Origin of the sequence: Mycobacterium sp. (assembly GCF_002863225.1) — a bacterium.
Classification (GTDB): domain Bacteria; phylum Actinomycetota; class Actinomycetes; order Mycobacteriales; family Mycobacteriaceae; genus Mycobacterium.
In genome coordinates this window covers 12,261-32,566 of the sequence record NZ_PKEK01000024.1, presented here as the reverse complement: position 1 = coordinate 32,566, position 20,306 = coordinate 12,261, and the positions used below count along the sequence as shown (strand labels likewise).

General features: G+C 65.6%; 17 protein-coding genes and 1 pseudogene. 12 read left to right on the top strand and 6 right to left on the bottom strand.

Annotated features, from left to right (window positions below):
• Positions 1 to 121: 121 nt before the first annotated feature.
• From CYU59_RS28955 to CYU59_RS05150, 6 genes are all read left to right on the top strand, one after another.
• Positions 122 to 310, top strand: coding sequence for a transposase (locus CYU59_RS28955; protein ID WP_363113906.1), 189 nt, complete (start codon positions 122 to 124; stop codon positions 308 to 310).
• A 586-nt stretch (positions 311 to 896) separates the two neighbouring features.
• A complete protein-coding gene (locus CYU59_RS05170) occupies positions 897 to 2,027 on the top strand; it encodes a HoxN/HupN/NixA family nickel/cobalt transporter (RefSeq protein WP_292976634.1) in 1,131 nt (376 codons plus the stop codon).
• Between the two features lie 364 nt (positions 2,028 to 2,391).
• Entirely contained in the window at positions 2,392 to 2,712 is a 321-nt protein-coding gene (locus CYU59_RS05165; protein WP_292976811.1) for a metal-sensitive transcriptional regulator, read from the top strand.
• Between the two features lie 234 nt (positions 2,713 to 2,946).
• Positions 2,947 to 3,312 (top strand): hypothetical protein, encoded by a 366-nt coding sequence (locus CYU59_RS05160; RefSeq protein ID WP_292976632.1) that lies wholly within the window; start codon positions 2,947 to 2,949, stop codon positions 3,310 to 3,312.
• Between the two features lie 326 nt (positions 3,313 to 3,638).
• Complete coding sequence (locus CYU59_RS05155; protein ID WP_292976630.1) at positions 3,639 to 3,938, top strand: PE family protein; 300 nt, start codon at positions 3,639 to 3,641, stop codon at positions 3,936 to 3,938.
• A 19-nt stretch (positions 3,939 to 3,957) separates the two neighbouring features.
• Positions 3,958 to 5,166: a PPE family protein gene (locus CYU59_RS05150; RefSeq protein WP_292976628.1), complete on the top strand. Its 1,209-nt coding sequence runs from the start codon at positions 3,958 to 3,960 to the stop codon at positions 5,164 to 5,166.
• 232 nt (positions 5,167 to 5,398) lie between these two features.
• Here the strand turns inward: CYU59_RS05150 and CYU59_RS05145 are convergent, their stop codons facing one another.
• Positions 5,399 to 6,526, bottom strand: a complete 1,128-nt coding sequence (locus CYU59_RS05145) for a hypothetical protein (RefSeq protein WP_292976626.1) — start codon at positions 6,524 to 6,526, stop codon at positions 5,399 to 5,401.
• A gap of 323 nt (positions 6,527 to 6,849) precedes the next feature.
• Here CYU59_RS05145 and CYU59_RS05140 point away from each other — a divergent pair, with 323 nt between their 5' ends.
• Positions 6,850 to 8,385 carry a multicopper oxidase family protein gene (locus tag CYU59_RS05140; protein ID WP_292976624.1) on the top strand — a complete coding sequence of 512 codons (1,536 nt, stop codon included), beginning with the start codon at positions 6,850 to 6,852 and terminating at the stop codon, positions 8,383 to 8,385.
• A gap of 272 nt (positions 8,386 to 8,657) precedes the next feature.
• Entirely contained in the window at positions 8,658 to 10,001 is a 1,344-nt protein-coding gene (locus CYU59_RS05135) for an MATE family efflux transporter (protein WP_292976622.1), read from the top strand.
• Positions 10,002 to 10,173: 172 nt separating this feature from the next.
• On the opposite strand, the gene CYU59_RS05130 is transcribed toward CYU59_RS05135, so the two are convergent.
• A complete protein-coding gene (locus tag CYU59_RS05130; RefSeq protein ID WP_292976810.1) occupies positions 10,174 to 10,383 on the bottom strand; it encodes a hypothetical protein in 210 nt (69 codons plus the stop codon).
• 1,023 nt (positions 10,384 to 11,406) lie between these two features.
• Positions 11,407 to 11,819: pseudogene (locus CYU59_RS05125) on the bottom strand (PPE family protein); the annotation flags it as partial.
• A 283-nt stretch (positions 11,820 to 12,102) separates the two neighbouring features.
• On the opposite strand from CYU59_RS05125, the gene CYU59_RS05120 reads away from it, so the two are divergent.
• Entirely contained in the window at positions 12,103 to 13,365 is a 1,263-nt protein-coding gene (locus CYU59_RS05120; RefSeq protein ID WP_292976620.1) for a DegT/DnrJ/EryC1/StrS family aminotransferase, read from the top strand.
• 9 nt (positions 13,366 to 13,374) lie between these two features.
• Here the strand turns inward: CYU59_RS05120 and CYU59_RS05115 are convergent, their stop codons facing one another.
• Entirely contained in the window at positions 13,375 to 14,742 is a 1,368-nt protein-coding gene (locus CYU59_RS05115) for a GMC family oxidoreductase (RefSeq protein ID WP_292976618.1), read from the bottom strand.
• Positions 14,743 to 15,090: 348 nt separating this feature from the next.
• Between CYU59_RS05115 and CYU59_RS05110 the strand changes: the two genes are divergently transcribed.
• Entirely contained in the window at positions 15,091 to 16,830 is a 1,740-nt protein-coding gene (locus tag CYU59_RS05110; RefSeq protein WP_292976616.1) for a N,N-dimethylformamidase beta subunit family domain-containing protein, read from the top strand.
• Between the two features lie 20 nt (positions 16,831 to 16,850).
• Here CYU59_RS05110 and CYU59_RS05105 read toward each other — a convergent pair whose 3' ends face one another.
• Positions 16,851 to 17,018, bottom strand: coding sequence for a hypothetical protein (locus tag CYU59_RS05105; protein WP_292976614.1), 168 nt, complete (start codon positions 17,016 to 17,018; stop codon positions 16,851 to 16,853).
• 38 nt (positions 17,019 to 17,056) lie between these two features.
• On the opposite strand from CYU59_RS05105, the gene CYU59_RS05100 reads away from it, so the two are divergent.
• On the top strand, positions 17,057 to 17,338 hold the full coding sequence (locus CYU59_RS05100; protein ID WP_292976612.1) for a hypothetical protein: 282 nt from the start codon (positions 17,057 to 17,059) through the stop codon (positions 17,336 to 17,338).
• Between the two features lie 85 nt (positions 17,339 to 17,423).
• Entirely contained in the window at positions 17,424 to 17,732 is a 309-nt protein-coding gene (locus CYU59_RS05095) for a hypothetical protein (protein WP_292976610.1), read from the top strand.
• 296 nt (positions 17,733 to 18,028) lie between these two features.
• Here the strand turns inward: CYU59_RS05095 and CYU59_RS05090 are convergent, their stop codons facing one another.
• A complete protein-coding gene (locus CYU59_RS05090) occupies positions 18,029 to 20,275 on the bottom strand; it encodes a heavy metal translocating P-type ATPase (protein ID WP_292976609.1) in 2,247 nt (748 codons plus the stop codon).
• Positions 20,276 to 20,306 lie beyond the last annotated feature (31 nt).

Here is a 20,306-nt window from a genome sequence, read left to right as displayed (position 1 = left end):
GATGTTTCCACAAGCAGCTCGCTTCGCGAACGATACCTGACGCCCCTCGAATTTGGGATTGACTCCATGATGGTGGACAGCTGACTGGTGGGACTGCTGGTCTCACGGGAAGGATGTTCCTATGTCGGGCAAGCGTCGGAAATACACCCCGGAGTTTCGGGAGCAGGCTGCCCGCCTGGTGATTGAGACTGGCCGTCCGGTCGCCCATGTGGCTGCAGAGATCGGTGCTGGCGAACAGGTGCTGGGTCGTTGGGTGCGCCTTCAACGCCAAGCGGCCTGGCGATACTGGCACGGTGCTGGGTGCCGATGAGGGCGCGGAGCTCGAGCGTCTGCTCAGTGAGAACGCTGAATTACGTTTAGACCGTGAGTCTTTGAAAAAATGCCGCGGCCTTCTTCGTCTCCGAACACAACCGGTAGAGGCCTACCGGGTGATCGAGGCGGAGAGGGCCACAAACCCGATCAAGCATGTGCGATCTGCTCGAGGATCGCGCTCAGAGTTTACATGTAGCGAAGGCCGAAAACGGCGGGGCCTACACATTTGCAGCGGCGACCACGCCGTGCGGTCGGTCGCGAGCTGCTACTGGATCTGCGCGGCGCTGCGATGCCTGGCGTCGGGATCGGTGAGCAGGGCTGCGAGTACCGCTATGCGTGGTGTGATGCACCGTAATTCGTGCTCGCGAAGCATCGACCGGATGCGGAGGTCGAGTTCACGGCAGGTCTTGTCGGTATCCTCTTCCGCCGGTGGTACCAGCTGGGCATGTCCCGCCGATCGGTGTCCATAGCCAAGCACTCCTTGCGGATCAGTCGCCGCTGTATTGCGAAGTGATTGCATATACATTCGATACGGGTTTACCGTCAGCGCGTTGTGTTTGTGCGCGGGCTCCCGAGGAGATGCGATGAAGCCGGACACCCGTTCAGGGCTGGTCCCCGAGGGCTCAGTCAGCGACAAGCAGCGGATTCGCTTCACTCGTGACGAAGTGCCCCGGCTGCTCGGAATGTTCGGTTTCATCGCGTTGCTGCACCTGCTGGGCTGGGGGTTGTTCGCACATTACAACTCGATCCCCAAGCTGCACGACCTGACCAGCAGGGACGGCACACTGGTCTACGCCGGCGCCGGCGCCCTGGCCTACACCTTCGGGTTACGGCACGCGTTTGACGCCGATCACATCTCTGCCGTCGATGACACCACCCGCTACCTGCTGCAGAAGGGGAAACGTCCGTTGGCGGTTGGGTTTTTCTTCTCCCTCGGCCACTCGACCGTGGTGTTCACATTCGTGACGGCCCTGGCGCTCGTGGCCGCGAAAGCCACTGGCTTCCAGCGGGCGTTCCAGGGCACCGGCGGTGTTATCGGCACGCTCGTCTCGGGCGGCTTCCTCTATCTCATCGCGGCACTGAACTTCGCCGTGCTCGCCGGCATCATGCGGGCCTGGCGCCAAGCCAAACGCGGCGAGTACTCCCCGGAAGCTCTCGACGCGTTGTTGGCCAAGCGCGGTTTCATGAACCGGATATTCCGAGGCCGCTACAACAAGCTCATCAACAACTCGTGGCAGATGTATGCGGTCGGTCTGCTGTTCGGTCTCGGCTTCGACACCTCCACCCAGGTCGGCCTGATCGCCATCGCTGGATCCAGCGCAATCGCCGGTGGGCTGCCACCTTTGGCGATTATCGCGCTGCCGCTTTTGTTCGCGGCCGGCATGTCACTGGCGGACACCCTGGACGGGGTGTTCATGTCCAAGGCCTACGGGTGGGCGTTCGTCACCCCGATCCGCAAGATTTACTACAACATCACCACCACCGGACTGTCGATCTTCGTCGCGTTCGTCATCGGCACCATCGAACTCCTCGGCCTGCTCAGCAAGGAGGCCGGTTTCACCGGCCCGCCCTGGGACACCCTTGACGCGATCGACATCAACCTCGCCGGCCGGGCAATCGTCGGCATCTTCTTCGTGGTCTGGATCGGCGCCGTGCTCTACTACAAAATCCGCAAGATCGACCAGCGATACCCGGCCGCCATCAACCAGGCTTGAGTCAGTCGAATACCCGTGTGCAATAGCCAATGTCTTCGCGCGACGCCGATCTAGCCTGACCGCCACGGTCGAGTAAAGCATCACCGGCGGACGACCTACCGCCCTGTTCGCATCACCATCCGGTCTACCCCCCACTGGTATTGACTAGAGAATCCCGTCTTACGACCGGACGTCCACTGCTCACCGGGCCGACGCCGAAGGCGACGACTCTCGAGGGCAACCTCTGCCACTACACCAGTCGGTTTTGCAAGACAATTGCCAATAACCTGCTCCAGAGGGTCATGCCGGCAAAACCGTGCCACGGGTGCTGCCATTGCCGGGAAATACTCAGCCGGCGATCACAAAGAAAGCAATAATGGCGAATATGCCAACCAAATCGGAAGCAGCGGGCTTGCACGCAGAGCCGCACGGCTACATCTCCAACAAAGACCACTACTTGGACCGGCTTAGGCGCATCGAAGGGCAGGTTCGTGGAGTCCAGCGGATGGTTGAAAACGATAAGTACTGCATCGACATTTTGACGCAGGTGAGCGCACTGACCCGCGCGGCGCAAGCTGTGGCCCTCGGTCTGTTGAACGATCACCTCAAGCACTGCGTCGTTGACGCCGCCCAACGCGGCGGCGAAGACGCAGACCTCAGGATGAAAGAAGCCGCCGACGCCATCGCTCGACTCGTGCGCTCGTGATTTGATCGACCGCCCTTGCCGCGCCGCAGACTTTGGCTGCCGATCCTGACCGTTGTTCCATTTCATTTCGCGGACCATGAACGCCGGCCTCATCGGTCTGTTCGCAGCCCGACGCGGACCGCTTCGCCGCCTGAACTTTCGGTATACCCCCCCGGGGTGCGTGCTGCTAGGATCGATGCATTAAGCGGATGAGCGACGCAGGCAAACGGCCACGGTGGCGACCAGTTTTCCGCCGTGGCGGCTGCGGCCTTGTTGCTCGTGCTTGTTGGCCACCACTGCGGGCCGCAGCCATACGAGCGGCAGGTGCTTCGTTCATCCCAGCCGTCGTTTTCATCGCTGGGCGGTGAGTTCGGTGTCAACGCCAAACAAGCACCCCTTCCCGGCCGCCCATCTGCCGCATGCAACCACGTGTTTGGGACCGCATCGCTGCCGCCGGCCACGACTGACCTGATTGCGTTCGGCGCCGCAGCGGCAGTAGTAGCTATCACCGGTTTGCTGGCTCTACTGGTGGTGCCAGCTGGGCGCGGCCCGCCTCGCGGACTGGCCGCTGTTCTGACCGGTCAAGACCTCTTGACGCGGTTCTGTCTGTCTCGTCGCTGACCGGTTAGCGTCAGGTCGTTGTCTTCTGCGACGACGGCCGGTGACTGCTGACCTACCGGCACTGCCGCCTTCGTTTGCGGCGCTGATGATGAAGCGACGATCACATGAATTACTTCCGGTCCCGGCATGCGCCCGAACGTCACTCCGCAAAGGCTACGTCGACATCGTCGACACCGACGGCTGCGAAAAGTCCTGTCCGCAGCGGCAGTTCAGCCGAACTGATTACTGGGGCCACATCGCAAAGTGCGACAACTCGAGACAAGTCAACATCGCGTCAGAACACCGTCATCTGCAGCTAGTGACGATATTGCTATAGGAGACAACATATGTCATTCGTGACCACGCAGCCGGAAATGCTCGCGTCGGCGGCCGGCACGTTGCAGGGCATCGGCTCAGCGATCAGCTCCGGGAACGCTGCCGCGACAGGCCCGACCACCGGGGTGGTTCCTGCGGCTATCGACGAGGTGTCGGCGCTGACCGCGGCCCAATTCGCCGCGCACGCTCAGATATATCAGGCAGTGGCTTCCCAGGCCAGCGCAATTCATGACCAGTTTGTCGCCACCTTGGCGGCCGGCGCTGGTTCGTATGCGGCCACCGAGGCCGCCAACGCGACCGCGACCGGTTAAGGCGAACGGAGAAAAGGAAATGGATTTTGGGGCGCTTCCACCGGAGATCAACTCGGCCAGAATATATTTCGGTCCCGGCTCGGGGCTGATGATGGCCGCCGCGGCCGGCTGGGACGGATTGGCCACCGAATTGAGTTCGGCGGCAACAAATTACGGATCGGTGGTTTCAGGGCTGGCCGCCGGCCCTTGGAGAGGCGCAGCGTCGGCCTCGATGGCGGCGGCAGCCGACCCCTATGTGGGCTGGATGAACACCACCGCCGCCCAAGCCGAGCAGGTGGCCAACCAAGCACGCGCCGCGGCGGCCGCCTACGAGACGGCTTTTTCCGCCGTGGTGCCGCCACCCGTGATCGCCGCCAACCGGGCCCTGCTGATGTCGTTGATCGCGACGAACATCTTGGGTCAAAACACACCGGCGATTACGGCCACCGAGGCCCACTACGGCGAAATGTGGGCCCAGGACGCCGCAGCCATGTACAGCTATGCCGGCTCGTCGGCGGCCGCGGCGACGCTGACGCCATTTGCCCCGCCCCCCCAGACGGCCAATCCAACCGCGCTGGCGGCGCAGGGAATAGCGGTCGCGCAGGCCACCGGCACCTCCGCTGCAACGAATACGCAGGCGGCACTGTCGCAGGTGACTTCGACGGTGCCGACTGCGCTGCAGGTGCTTGCGTCGCCGCTATTATCGGCGTCGACGACGTCGTCCGAGTCGCCGCTATCGTCGCTGAGCTCATCACTGAGCTCCTTAAGTCCCGGTTTATCCGTGACAAGTTCGATCGGGTATCTATCGAGCTCGCTGCTATCGAACGCCAACCAGCTGAAAAATCTGGTGCCGGCCGTAAGCGCCGCCAACACAGCGCCGGCCCTGGCTGAAGGGCTCGGCTCGGGAGTGGGCGCGCTGGGAACGGCAAGTCCCGTGGGTTTAGCGAGCCTGGGCGCCGGCGGTACCAGTGCGGCGGTGTCCGCGGAAATGGGCCGGGCAGCGTCGATGGGCGCGCTGTCGGTGCCACACGGCTGGGGCGCGGCAGTCCCAGCGGTCAGCCCTGCCGCTACCGGGTTGCCGGGCACCACCGCGGGTGCTGTCCCGGACAGCCTCGCAGCCAATCCGGGAGGAATGTTGGGCGGGTTGCCACTCGCGGGTGCGGCCCCGCGCGGCATACCTGGCGGCGTACCTGATGCCCGATTCCTCGAACGCCCACCGATGGTGCCGAGCTGGTCGACCGTTGGATAAACCCCTAGAGCCGTCATTGTCTAGAGGCATACCGAAGGCGGCCGCTGAGCCGACCGGCACCATGTAGACCGCTGCAGACGATGCTTGCAGTGTGTAAAACTTGACGTTGTCGGTATTCGCTCAAGCGAGACGGCTCAGGTCACCTCACGCCAGCCCCGAAATCGGCTCATAGTCCTTCCACCTACGCCATCTCCGAAAGAATCGAGAAGAATACCGTCGCTCCTTGATCCAGTCAGAACTGCAATACATCGAGCAGCGATCCGCTCAGATTCGGTGCGAGATCCGTCGTTAGTAAGGCGGTCACGTCAGTTACGGCGCTCGACTCGAACAGTGCGGTAAGGTTCCCAAAGACCGCGCCGGGATCCAGCAGCGACGTGAGATCCGTTGCCACAGTGCTGGTGTCGAGCACCGCGGTCAAATCGGCCAATGCTGCGCCAGGGTTCAACAGGTCACTCAAGCCCGCGGCTCCCGTCGCGGGATCCAGCAGTGCGCCCAGTTCCGGTACCGCAGCAGCGGAGCTGGCCGTCGAGGATGCGCCCAGCGCCTGAGCGATCGATTGCGGCAAGTACACGAGCAGGCCGGCAAGAATTCCGGATCCTTCCAGGCCGGTGCCCGGAGTAAGCAGCCCCGGATTTCCGCCGAAGCCGTTGAGGACGGCGCCGAGGAGTGCGGCGGGTACGTTGGCGAGGGCGTCGCCCGCGACCGTGGTGTTCCCATCCCCGACCGCGTCAATAATCGTTTGAACGCTGTCGGCAAAAGCAAGAGCTGCGCTGACCGGAGGGCTCAGGGCTCCATCAGTGAGACCCAGGAACGTCGTTGTGTTGATCACAGCCTTGACGACGTCGGCGAAGTTCTGCGCCATCTGTCCGGGAATATCCAGGATAGGAAACAGCGGGGTGACGATATCCTCCCCGCCGCCGACAAAAAGTTCGCCCAGAGCCGGCACAATCCCCGTGACGTTCCCGGTGGCCAGGCCGTCCGAAATGGTTTGGAGTGCCGCTGGCATTGCGGCCACTAACTGCGCAAAGCCGTTGGCGGCGCCCTGAAATCCGGTGGCGATCGTTTGGCCATAGCCGAGCTGGTTAGCGAGAAACTGCGTCAGGACCGGGAAGGGGTCGGCGGCAAGCTGCTGGCCGATCGTGTTGATGTTGTTGAACGCTGTCATGAGAACGTCGGTCAGCTCGTCGGCTGGGCTTGACAGGCTGCTGAGGTCGCCGAGGGGCCCGAACAGCGCCGTCCCGGCGCTTGGCAATGCTCCGGCCACGGATTCGCTCAACGATCCGCCGGGATCGCTCACCGTGCCGGCCACTTGACCGAAACTGCTGACCAAATCCTCAATAGTGGCCGCACTGTTGACCAATTGGACCGCTCGCTCCTGAAGTGTCGGCCAGGTGGGTGCCACCGGATTGACAGCGATGAGGCCGGCACCCGCTACGGCGGCGGCAGCGACCACGACAGGGTGTAAGCCGGTAGTCGACCGGGACTGCCTAGAGCCGCAGACGTCGGCGGTTGAATCGGAACCAAGGGCTAGCTGCACAGCATCTCCTAAGTGAGCGCCAACGGCGGCGGACGAGCACGACAAGGGCTCGACACTAACTGAGAGCCAACTAAGAGACAATAGGTATGCCTAACCTAATTTGTGACATGAGCGGCCCGACCTGAAGCTGTGACACCATCAGCACTATGGACGAACGGACTCCGGTGTCTAAATCCGCATGGAATAACATCCACCTGAATCGACGAGAATTCGTCGCCGCATCGGTTGCCGGCGGGGTGAGTATGGCGTTGGCCGCGTGCGGTCGGACGACTGAACCCGCGCCCAAACTGGCGCAGGCCATCGCTGCCGTCGAGGCAGCCCGCCCGCACACCGGCCGTACAGTCACCGCAACACTCATCCCGCAACCAGCAACGGTCGACCTCGGCGGTCAGCTCGCGCGCACCTGGGCTTACGGCGACGTCATTCCCGGTCCGCTGATCCGCGCGAACGTCGGCGATGAACTCGCCATTACAGTCAAGAACGGGCTCAACGCCCCGACCTCGGTGCACTGGCACGGAATCGCGCTGCGCAACGACATGGACGGCGTCTTCCCGGCCACCCCGAACATCGCCGCCAACAGCGACTTCACCTACCGGTTCTCTTCCCCTCATCCCGGCACCTACTGGGCCCATCCCCACGTCGGCCTGCAAGCCGACTATGGGCTTTACCTGCCGTTGATCATCGACGATCCCGCCGAGGCCGCTCACTACGATGCCGAATGGATAGTCGTCCTCGACGATTGGACCGACGGAATCGGCAAAAGCCCCCAGCAGATCTACGACGAGCAGAAAGGCGAAGGCATGCCGGCCGAGATGCCTGGCATGAGCGCGATGCCTGGTATGACCGCCGTCGGCAGCAGCAGCCTGCTGGGCGGAGACTCCGGCGACGTCGAATACCCGTACTACCTGGTGAACGGCCGCGTTCCCACAGCACCAACCACTTTCGACGCCAAACCCGGGCAGCGGATCCGTATCCGGTTCATCAACGTTGGCGCCGACACCGCCTTTCGGGTCGCGTTGGCCGGGCACACCATGACCGTCACTCACACCGACGGTTTTCCGGTCGTCCCCACCGTCGTCGACGCCTTGCTGCTCGGGATGGCCGAGCGTTACGACGTCGTCGTCACCGCCGGTGACGGTATTTTCCCACTGGTCGCCATGCCGGAAGGCAAAAAGGCGCAGCCCGGGCGGGCCCTGCTGTCCACCGGTGCCGGCAGCGCACCCGACGTCAACTTCGCGCCGCCCGAACTCAACCGCCGCGTCGGAACGGTCGACATGTTCACCGCCACCCCGGCCGCCAGCTTCGGATCAACGAAATCAGACGCCGACCTGGCGCTGGAGCTGACCGGTTCGATGACGAATTTCGACTGGGGCCTCAACGGCAAGCCGTACCCGAAGAGCCCAACGCTGAGCATCAAACAAGGGCAGCGCGGCACGCTGACCTTCACCAACTCCACGACGATGTATCACCCGATGCACCTGCACGGCCACACGTTCCAGGTGATCAAGGCCGACGGCAGCCTGGGCGCGCGCAAAGACACCGTCAACGTGCTGCCCAAACAAAAGGTCGATACTTTGCTGATCGCCGACAACCCCGGCACCTGGATGATTCACTGCCACAATTCCTATCACCAGGAAGCCGGCATGATGACCGCCCTCAACTACACGGCCTTCACCACCTGAGTGTGTCGCGCGGTGCACACGCACTTTACGAGTCAACGCGAAATATCCGGAGTGTGCGCAGCTGCGCGGCTCTCCGGTTCTCACACCGCCGCAGGGGCTCTTCCACTGCGGCGGTGTGAGATTGCCGCTCTTTCCCGTTTATCCGCGCCAAGCGCTGCGCATCTGCCTCGTGTCGCGGTCGTCCGCGCATTGGGCTTTCGTGGGCGCAGTCCGGATTCGGACCGTACCGTGTGAGCGAGGCGAAAAGACCAGCCTGGGACACGCCGCCAGCGTTGCCTGAGACAACCCGGCGCGGCGCCGGGAGCCGACAGATCGCTGACCTAACGTTGCCAGCGCTCGGCGTACTGGCCGCCGAGCCGCTCTATCTGCTATTCGTCACCGCGGTGATCGGCCACCTGGGCGCGCTGCCGCTGGCGGGTCTGGCCATTGGCGGGCTGGTGCTCAGCGAATCGCAGTTGACGTTCCTTTCGTACGGAACCACGGCGCGAGCAGCGCGGTGCTTCGGGTCCGGCGATCGCGCGGCGGCCGTCCGTGAAGGGATACAGGCGACATGGCTGGCGCTGGCCTTCGGCGCGGTAATCACGATCGTGGTGGAAGCTGCTGCTGTGCCGTTGGTGTCGATGATCGCCTCCCGCGGTGACATCGTGGCCGCGGCGTTGCCCTGGTTGCGGCTCGCCATCCTGGGCGCCCCGGCGATTCTCGTCTCGCTCGCCGGGAACGGGTGGATGCGCGGCGTGCAGGACACCGTGCGCCCGCTGCGTTATGTTTGCGCCGGTTTCGGGTTCTCGGCACTGCTGTGTCCGCTGCTGGTCTACGGCTGGCTGGGATTTCCCCGCTTGGGCCTGCCGGGCTCGGCTGTGGCCGACCTGGCCGGTGAGTGGCTGGCCGCGTTGCTGTTTGGCCGGGCGCTGCTGGCTGAGCAACTCTCGCTGCGCATCGATCATGCCGTGCTGCGAGCGCAGTTAAAGCTAGGACGCGACCTCTTCGTCCGCGTTCTCGCTTTCCAGGTTTGTTTCGTCTCGGCCGCGGCGGTCGCCGCCAGGTTCGGCACAGCAGCGATCGCCGCGCATCAAGTGGTAGTGCAATTGTGGAATTTCCTTGCGTTGCTTTTTGATTCGCTGGCCATCGCGGCACAGGCGCTGGTCGGCGCCGCGTTAGGTGCGCGCGATGCCGCGCACGCGAAGTCGGTGACGTGGCGCATCGCGGCGATCTCACTGCTGGCGGCGACGGTGCTGGCAGTGCTGCTCGGCGTCGGGGAACCGGTGCTTCCCGGGCTGTTCATCCACGACCACTCGGTGCTCACGACGGTCCACGTGCCGTGGTGGCTGCTGACCGCCCAACTTCCGATCGCCGGGATTGTCTTCGGTCTCGACGGGGTGCTCCTCGGCGCCGGGGACGCGAAGTTCCTGCGCAACGCCACCGTGATCAGCGCAGCCGTCGGGTTTCTGCCGCTGATTTGGTTGTCGCTGATTTTCGGCTGGGGGCTCGTGGGGATCTGGTCCGGCCTGACCACATTCACGGTGCTGCGACTGGTCTTCGTCGGCGCCCGCATCCTGTCAGGTCGCTGGTTGTCACCGGAACCGGCTGACCGCCCGCCTCAAATGCGTGAGCTTTGACGCGTGGCCGTGATTCGGCGCGTGCCGCGCGCTGAAGTGAATCCGTTCGACGAAGGCCGGGCTGAGCAGAATTGGTGCCCGGAGAAAAGCGGGGCTGAGACGTGACGAGGTGTGGCTCTGACGATGGCGTTAAATGGTTCATCCGGAGCTTTCGGCCATCGATCTGGTCGTGCTACCGACTGCCGGGCAGCATCGGTGCAGCGGGCCCGTCGCCGAACTCATCACCGGCCAGCGTAATTAATCCCGCCGCCTCGGCGAGAGAGTTTCTACGCCTGGCGCCGGCATATCCCAGCGGTCCCGCAGCCTGATCGGAGGCCACCGCTGGTGCGGCGGGCTGCTCCCCCGGCGGCCTGCCCCAGTCGGGATCGACGTCAACATTCATGGCCATGAACTCATCGCCGTACCGGCGTTGCCCCGCCCGCTGGCGACGGCCTGCCAGGGCCGGCTTTCGGGCCACAGCTGCTGTGGCGGTCGCCGCGGCGGTATCGGCCCCTGGCGCCTTCCTTTTGGCGCCAGAACCCGCGCTGGTATTCATCCCTGAGCCGAATCCGATGCCGGGAGGTCCGACCGCGTAGGGGGGCACGAAACTCGGCCCGCCCGCGGCCGGTGGCGGCGGCGCGGAACTGGTCACTGTGCTTGCCGTCGGAGTGGGCGCAGGAGGTGGTGCCGAGGCGGGGGCCGTGGTCGGCGCGGCGAAAGTCGCGGCCATCCCGGCGGCCGGCAAAACAATCGGCGCAGCCGCAATGGGTGCCGGTAGGACCAAAGGTTGCGGTAGCGCGGTCAATCCGGCCAGCCCCGCCAAGCCGCCCACCGACGCAAAGGGCGCCGCCGCGACTGCGGCGGGGAGGGCGTACAGCACCTGAAAGGGCACGTTCAGAAAGCTGGCAACGGCCTGTACGTGAAGCGGAAAGTCGAACAGTTGCCAGCTAATCAGCCATTGAAAAGCCTGCACCGGATTTTGCATCAGCAACTCGCCGAAATATTCAAGATCCTCAAGAAGTTCGACGGATCGGACAACCAACCAGATTGGTTGGCTAACATCCGTGTACAAGTCGTAAGGTTGTCCGTTGACGGTGCCCGCGCCGGGGTTCCAATTCACCCCGAAGTTCTGCAGGATGTTCGCCACGAAGTCATTGAATGGGTTGACGACCATCGGGTCGTGCGTGAGCTGGCTGTCTCCGATGCCGAGGTTTTGCAAAACTTGCACGAGCCATTGCGGGAGCCCCAGCGGGTTCGGGTTGCCTTCGGACGAACCGGAGGGGGAATCGGAGGGCGATGAGGCCGCCGGCTGTGGGTCGGCTTTCTGGATTCGCGGTGTCGAGCCGGTCAGCGGCGTCGAAGCCACCGCGGCTCCGGAGACCGCTTGATAGACGCTCATCGTGGTAGCGGCCTGAGTCCACATCCGCAAATAGTCGGCCTCGTTGAGTGCAATCGGGATGGTGTTGATCCCGAAAAAATTGGTCCCTATCAACACTCCGTGGGTCGCGTGGTTGGCGACCAGTTCGGCCATGGTCGGCATGGCAGCCAACGCAGCGGTGTAGGCCGCAGCGGCAGTTTCGTGCTGGGTGGCCGCGGCCGCGCTATCAGCGCTGGCCTGCATCAACCACGCCACATACGGCACATTTGCGGCGGCGTACGACTCCGCGGCCGAACCGTCCCACATCGCGGCTTGCACATCGGCAACAACATGCTCAGTTCGTCGGCCACATTCGTGTATTCGGCGCTCAGCGACGACCAAGCGCCGGCAGCGACCAGCAACGGTCCCGGCCCCGGTCCGCTGCTGAGCAGTGTCGAATGCACTTCTGGGGGAAGGGCCATCCAGATGGGTGCGGTCAAATCAATCCGCCTCCGACACAGCGACGACGGATCCCGCATGCTGGCCGCCGTAAGCACTGCACTCGGTCACGCTTCGCCGCACACAATGTCATAGCGAAGCTCCCTGCGCTGATGGGCCAACCTGAACATCGATATGCTAACGACTATGATTTTCATTGGCAAGAATCCTGGCGCTCCTCCGTGCGCCAGCGGGACATTGACAGGGCCCGACGACGGTCCCTGCCGCTGAACGTAAAGTGGCCGTATCGAGTTGGCGGGAGCTGCGGTGGCGGAACTGGCATTACACGGGGGCTCCCCGGTGTGGTCGGGCGCATGGCCCGAGTGGCCGCAGCAGGACCAAGCCACCATCGAGCGCGTCACTGCGGCCTTGACCAGCGGCCGCTGGACGCTGACCGGCGGCTGGACCGGAGTCGAGCCCTACGAACGCCGGTTCGCAAACCGATTCGCCGAGTTCCTCGGCGTTCCGTACTGCGTGAGCACCGACCACGGTTCCAGCAGCCTTGCCATCGCGTTGGAAGCCGTCGGGGTGGGCGCCGGAGACGAGGTGGTGGTGCCCGTGTTCACCTGGGTCGCTACCGCCAGCGCGGTCCTCAACGTCAACGCGGTGCCGGTCTTCGCCGACGTGGACCCCGACACCGGCTGTGTGAGCCCGGCGGCCATTGCGGCGGCGATCACCAAACGCACCAAGGCGCTGATCGTCGTGCACCTGCATTCTCGGATGGCTGACATGGACGCCGTCGGCGCGCTTGCCCAGCGGCACGGTGTAGCCGTGGTCGAGGACTGCGCACAAGCACACGGCGCCCGCTGGAAGGGTCGCGCCGCGGGTTCGCTGGGCACCGTGGGCGCATTCAGCATGCAGCAGGGCAAGGTGCTGACCTGTGGAGAAGGCGGCGCGGTAAGCACGTCGGACGCGCGGCTGTACGACCGCTTGCAGCAGCTGCGGGCGGACTCCCGGCGCTACCCCCAGGCCAACCCGGCGGTCGGCTACCCCTACCTCGCCGAGGCCTGTGAGGTGATGGGCACCAACCACTGCCTGCCGGAGCTATCAGCGGCGCTGTTGCTCGACCAGCTGGAGCGGCTACCGGCGCAGCTGCAACAGCGAGCCCACGCCAGTGACCTGCTGGACGCCGAGCTGGCCAGATTGCCAGGTTTGCGGCCGCTGGCGCGGCCAGCGCAACTCGACCTGCCCAGCGTGTTCGCCTACGGCGTGCGGCGAGATTCCGAGGCTTTCGCCGATGCGCCCACCGAGCAGGTGTGTGCCGCCGTGGCCGCCGAACTGGGTGTGCGGGTGCACCGCGCCGACCGTCCCCTGCACCACAACCCGCTGTATTGCCCCGAGACCAAGCCACGCTACCGCTGGCTGCGCGACCGACTGCGGCCCCCGCCGGGCACGCGCTTTCCGCACTCCGAACAGCTGTACGACACCCTGATGCTGTTGCCGCACCGGGTGCTGTTGAGCACTGCGGCGGGGCTGGAGGCCGTCGTGGCCGCGTTCGACAAGGTCGCCAGACACGCAGAGTCATTATGACGCAGAGTTTTACCCTGCTAGTAGCCTGACCGCCGTCCACCGGGCCAGGGCCAGGGTGGTCAGCGACGGGTTCGCCGCACCCGAGCGCGGAAACGTCGCAGGCCCGACTACATACCCGCCGGCCGCGGCCGCCAGTTCACCGGTTTCGCCGACGTCCGCCCCGCCCAGCGGCAGCGTGCCGGATTCGTGCTCGACCGTGCCCAGCGGCCAGCAGTACCCGACCGGAGCCCCGCGCGGTTCACCCCTCAACCGAGTCAATGCCCGATCGAAAGCCAACGGTGCGCCCATGAAGTCCGGAAAACGCAATCGGGTTCCCGTTCGTCCGCCCAGGCGTGCCCACAGCTCGGTCAGCTCACGTCGCTGCGCGACCAGCACTTCTCGGTCTGATTCCGTCAGGGCCGGCGTCACCATGGCGCGCCAGGGAACCCGTTCGGTGTCGGGAAACGAGACAACGTTGCCTTCCGAACGGACCTGCTCGCCCATCGCCCAGACGTCGAGGAGCACCTCGTCGGGGCTTTCGGGCAGCAGACGGGTGCGGGCGAACACGCTGAAGCGGCTCCCATCGTCGGGCACGTATTCGAATGCGTCCACTGGTCGCGGCCAGCCCAGTGCGGCGGCCGGCAGACGAACTACAAAGCCCTGCACCAGGTGGTCGTTCAGGCCACTGAAGGTCGGCGGCCGGTCGGTCCCCGACAGTTGCGCCACCAGTCTGGTGTTGTCTAAGGCGCCCGCGGCAAGCACGACGGTCTGGGTGGTGATGGTCGCGGTGTCACCGGTGCCCATATCCCGCACCACAATCCCGCTAACCCGGCCCGCCCGGGCCACCACGCTCAGCACCTGGCACCCGGCGCGCACCCGGGGCCGACCCGCTCGCTCGCCCGGCGCCACCCAACTCAAGCACCGGTCCAGCGGCGTGTAGGCGCGCCGGCCGCCGTTGCCGTCGGGCCGCACGGCCTGCGGCACCGGCCGGCCGGAAGCTAGGACCCCGAAGCCGTCGGCGCGTTCGCGAATCAGCGAGCCGCCCGCCCAGTCGCCGAGCTCTCGCTCAACCTGTTCGTACAGACCTGCGGCACCGGCTGCATCTCCGCGCAGCGCTGACCGAGCCGATTCCGGCCAGGCCGGGTCGGAAAGCGCCCACTCTTCGAGTCGCAGGACCACCCCGTGCCAGTGCAGCGATCGCCCGCCGACCTCCGGCGTGCGCCCAACGCCCACATAATGCGGCGGCGCGGTGCTGCCCCATGCCGGCGGGGTTGCGGTCGCCGCGCCGGCGGCGTCCACGACCAGAACGTCGTGCACCCCTGCCGCCACGACCGCACTGGCGCATTCCAGACCGCTCAGTCCGGCTCCCACCACAACTACGTCGGCGGTGTCACCCATTTCGTTCCTTCGTCTCTTCGGCGAGCTTCTCTCAACTCATACCCGGCCCCGGTATCGTTGTAGACGGAGTTGGCGAATCGGTTCCGCGTACGACTGCAGTTGACCCGGCAGGTCGGATGATCCGCCGATCGGTCAGCGGCGGGCTAAGGTCCGCATAGGGGAGGGTACGCGGTGGAGGGAAAATTCGACGGGGCAGCAGCGCGAGGCGGCTGGACGGCCGAGGTTTCCGCGTGGGTGTACCCCTGCCAGCCGACGGTCCGCGTCGACGAGCCGCTTGTGCTGCATGTGTCTACCACCGAATCACGCTACCGGGTGGCGTTTTTCAGGGTCGGATCACAGACCGTTCACATGGGCACTAGTTCTGCGCGCCGCGGGTACGACGTGCCCCCAGGGCCATCGGACCTGGACTGGGGCTGGCCGCCGGAGGAATTCGACATCCCCCACTCCTGGCCGAACGGCGTTTACCTGGCGGTGATCACCGCTGCCGACGCCGAAATCGAACCGCCGCCGGATGCGCCACCGCCGATCGACGCACGATCTGGCCGGACGCTGTTCGTGGTCCGCCGCGATGCCGGTGATGCGCCACCGATTCTATACAAGCTGGCCTGGGCCACCTACCACGCCTACAACGCGTCGGGCAGCGGCAGTATGTACCACACCGCATCGTTCGTGCCCGCGACAACGACGACGAGGTTGACCACGCGGCGCCCGGGCGGCGGCACCGGTGGTCAGCTCTCGTTTCCCGGGGCGGTCGACGTCTACGATCCCAGCAGCCCGCGGGAAGGATTCGCGCATTGGGATCTGCCGATGATTCGGTGGTTGGAGCGCGAAGGCGTCGCGATCGATTTCTGCACCGACCTCGACCTCGACCGCGATCCCGATCTGCTGGCAGGCTACCGGCTTTTGCTCAGCGTGGGCCACGACGAATACTGGAGCGCGCCGATGCGTCAGGCCGTCCAAGAGTTCGTCGCGACTGGCGGCAACGTCGCGTTCTTTAGCGGCAACACGAGCTGGTGGCGTATCGATCTGGCCGACAACGGCGACATGACCTGTGTGCATCCGCCGGTCAGCCATCCACAGGGCGGGCAGTGGTGGCGGCGTGCGCCGGAGAACGCCATGACCGGTGTCAGCTACCGGCACGGCGGCGGCTGGTGGGACGGCCCCCGAGATCCGGTCGGATTCACCGTCCAGCACGCCGGACATTGGGTGTACGAGGGCTTGGGTCTGCACACCGGAGACACGTTCGGCGCGCAGGAACGATTGGTCGGCTACGAGTGCGACGGGGCGATACTTGACCGGGGACCAGGGGGCCAGCTGCGGGCGGCCGGCACTGACGGCACTCCGCCGCAGCTGGCGGTGCTGGGCGTCGCGCATCTGGGCGAGGGCTGGCAGGACCGCCCGGCGGGGGCCGAGGCTAACGCCGTACTTGGCGCCTACAGTGCCACCGGGACGGTCGTCACCTGTGGAACCACCGACTGGCCCCGAGTCCTCGACCGGGGCAATCAAGTGGTGGCCGGGGTGACGCGTAACGTGCTGCGCCGACTGGTCAACCGCGGAGTCCGGGTGCTGGGGCCTTCCGCGGCCCGGCATCGTCACTGCCTGGCGGTGGCTGGGCAGCCCGCCACTTTCTACGTCGCAGTAGCCCGGCCGGTCGACGATGGCACCCGGTTCAGCTGGACGTTGTCGGTGGGCGATCGGCCCGCCGAACCGGTCGACGGTGGATTGCGGTGCGATGTGACGGTCCCCGACGAGCCGGGGCTGCTCACCGTCACGGTGCTCGTCGAGGACGCTGAGGAACAACTGTTTGGCTGGACCAGCATCCCGGTGCTGTCCCGCCAGCAGGCCGCCCAGGTCGAGATGCTGTGCACGGTCAGGGATTTGGTGATTGCCGCGGCGCCCGCCTTGACACCCACCGCCGAGACGGGCGTCGGTAACCGCCCCTTCGGCGACCCGCGGTGGGACCCGGTTCGCGACGGGCTGCGCAAGCCGATGTCACCCGACACCTTCCGCGAGGTAGTGGTACGCGCCGACCAGATCGCTCGAATCGCCGCGCCCTTTGTAGGCGAGCCACAGGAGGATGGCCGATGACGGGAAACGGAACCGGCCGTCTAGCCGACCATGGGCCCGACCGTACTGCGTCGCTGGAGCACGTCGTGGACCAATTGGCCGACCAGCTCCCGCCCGGCCCCGCGTTGCCGGTGCTGATGCCCACGGTCGAGGTCGGTGAGCAGAACCGAGCCGTGCTCGACGACGCGCTGGGGCGGCTGGCCGGGCAACGGTGTTTTGGCGCCGGGCGGACCTGGCGGCAGAACCCGTGCTGTTCGACAGCCCCGAGGCGCCCGCCCCGACCATGCCGGTTTTCTGCGCGGCCGACGCGCTGCGCGCACTGCTTGCCGCCAAGTTCGTTCGCCGCCAGGCGGCCCTCGCCGTAGCTCCGGAGCAGGCCGAGAAGTTTCGGTACCACGCGGAGTCGATCGCACACAGCAGCAACCTGATCGTGCGCGGCCCGGCGCTCGGCGAGGCCGGCGGGTTCGTGCCCTACAACGAGATCACCGGACTGCTACGCGGCTGGATGGTCTGGGTTCTGCGCGGCTAGTGAGCACCCGGGATTTTCGGCCCGACGACAACGATGTCCTGACCGACCTGTATTCAGCGCGATACGGATCGGCGCGCGACGAGCCTTGGCCGCCTATCTGTCCGCGGGTGTCCCCACGGTGGCGCAATGGCGGGTGTGCCGCTTTCGATCCTCGCGGGTCGACCCGGTACGCGTGGCCGACCCGGCCGTGACCGGCGGAGCCGGGTCGATCTCGCGGCTGCGACCGCACGAGATCAGGACGTCGACCGACGAGCTGACCACGGCGCTGACCACCACACTGCGCTACTTTCCGCAGGATGGTGACGTGATCCGGGATTGCCTGGCGGCGCTGGGCCTGCCGCCGGGGTCGGTGTCGATCGGGCTGGGCGGCAACGCCATCGACGCGACGTCCTGATCAATCAGGTTGGGGGTTTGCTTGAACGGCTGCCGGGCGGTGCAGGAGCGGGTCGAGGACCGACGTCGCACAGTGATCAGCTGAGCCGCCGCTCCTCAGCACGTTTCAGCGCAGGCAATCCAGCACTGCTGCGGCCAGGTTGGCGTTATGTGCCGCGGGCCGACACGGCCGGTGTTCTCGCAGATGTTCCTCCAGTCGCGGTTACTTGATCCCTCACCCAGGCAGGCGTCCAAACCGCGCGCGGCCCTGCCCTTTTTGTCAGTGCGGACGCCGGTGCCGTTGTCTTCGCGACGAAGTTACGTGTGCGGCTTGAATCGGCGCAGTCGCAGGCTGTTGCTGACCACGAACGCCGATGAGACGGCCATCGCCGCACCGGCCAGCATCGGGTTGAGCAGCCCTGCGGCCGCCAGCGGCAGCGCGGCAATGTTGTAGGCGAAGGCCCAAAACAGGTTGCCCTTGATCGTCGCGAGCGTCTTGCGCGAGAGTTGGATCGCCTCGGGCGCCGCGCGCAGGTCACCACGTACCAGTGTTAGGTCGCTGGCCTCGATGGCGACATCGGTGCCGGTGCCCATCGCCAGTCCGAGATCGGCCTGGGCCAGGGCCGCGGCGTCGTTGACGCCGTCGCCGACCATGGCCACCATCTTGCCCGCGGTCTGCAGCCGCTTGACGGTTTCTACCTTGTCTTTCGGCAAGACTTCGGCGATGACCTGCTCGATGCCGACCTGCCCGGCGATGGTGCGGGCCGCGGCCTCGTTGTCGCCGGTGAGCATGATCGGTGTCAAACCCAGCGACCGCATCCGCGCGACGGCCTCGGCTGAGGTCGGCTTGACCGCGTCCGCGACCACGAGTATCCCCCGCGATCGGCCGTCCCAGCCGACCGCGACTACCGTCTTGCCTTCAGATTCGGCCTGGCGCATTGGACGCGCCAGATCCTCCGGTAGCTGCTGCGACCAATCGGCCAGTAGTTGCCGCCGGCCCACCACGACCGCGTGACCGTCGACGATGCCCTGCACGCCCAGCCCTTCCAGGTTGGCGAAACCCTCGACGGTCGGCAGCCCACCGACTTTGTCGCGAGCCGCCTTGGCGACCGCCTTGGCGATCGGGTGCTCCGAGGAGTCTTCGAGCGCGCCCGCCAACCGCAGCACCTCGTCGGGATGTTCACCGTCGGCGGTGATCACGTCGAGCAGGGTCATTGCGCCGGTGGTGACGGTGCCGGTCTTGTCGAGCACGATCGTGTCGATGCGTCGGGTGGATTCCAGCACCTCAGGCCCCTTGATGAGGATCCCCAGTTGTGCGCCGCGGCCGGTGCCGACCATCAACGCGGTCGGAGTCGCCAATCCGAGGGCGCACGGGCAGGCGATAATCAGCACCGCCACTGCGGCGCTGAAAGCCGCCGAGATCGATCCGCCGGCGGCGATCCAGAACCCGAGCGTCGCCAGCGACAGCGCGATCACGATGGGCACAAAGATTCCGGAGATCTTGTCGGCCAACCGTTGCGCGGAAGCCTTGCCGGTTTGCGCCTCCTCGACTAATTTTGCCATTTGCGCCAGTTGGGTGTCCGAGCCGATCCGGTTGGCGCGCACCACGATTCGCCCGCCGACGTTGACCGTGGCGCCCACCACCTGGTCGTCGGGACCAACCTCGACCGGCATGGACTCCCCGGTGAGCATCGAGGCGTCCACGGCCGAGGCGCCCTCGATCACGACACCGTCGGTGGCGATCTTCTCCCCAGGCCGCACCACGAACTCGTCGCCGACGGCAAGCTGGTCAATCGGAATTCGTTGCTCTACGCCGTTTCTGAGCACCGCGACGTCCTTGGCGCCGAGCTCGAGCAGCGCACGCAGCGCCGCGCCGGCACGCCGCTTGGCGCGGGCCTCAAAGAACCGGCCGGCAAGGACGAAAGTCGTGACTCCCGCGGCGGCCTCCAGATAGATATTGCCGTTGCCATCGCTACGGGTGATGGCCCACTCGAATGAGTGCCGCATGCCAGGCATTCCCGCGGTCCCCCAAAACAGCGCATAGACCGACCAACCGAACGCGGCGATTGTACCCATCGAGATCAGGGTGTCCATGGTGGCGGCGCGATGCTGCAGGTTAGCCCACGCGGCCTGGTGGAACGGCAGCCCACCCCACACCACCACGGGGGCGGCCAGAGTGAGCGACAGCCACTGCCAGTTGGCGAATTGCAGCGCCGGGACCATGGCCATCGCAATCACCGGCACGGTCAGTGCCAGGGAAACCAGCAGCCGTTGCTGCAACGACGCGGTCGGATCTGGCGGCACCGAGTCGCTATCGGAGGCGGCGGACCGACTCGGCTTGGGCAGCTCTGCGGTGTAGCCGGCCTGCTCGACCGTCGCCACCAATTGATCCGGTGAAACATCCCCGACGTACGCGACACTGGCCTTCTCGGTGGCGAAGTTGACCGAGGCGTTGACCCCGTCGATTTTATTGAGCTTCTTCTCGATTCGGGCCGCGCACGAAGCACACGTCATCCCGGCAATCTTCAGCTCGATCCGCTGCGCAGCTTCGGTCACGACGTCCACAACGGGACTCCTCTCAGTATTGAAAATCGCG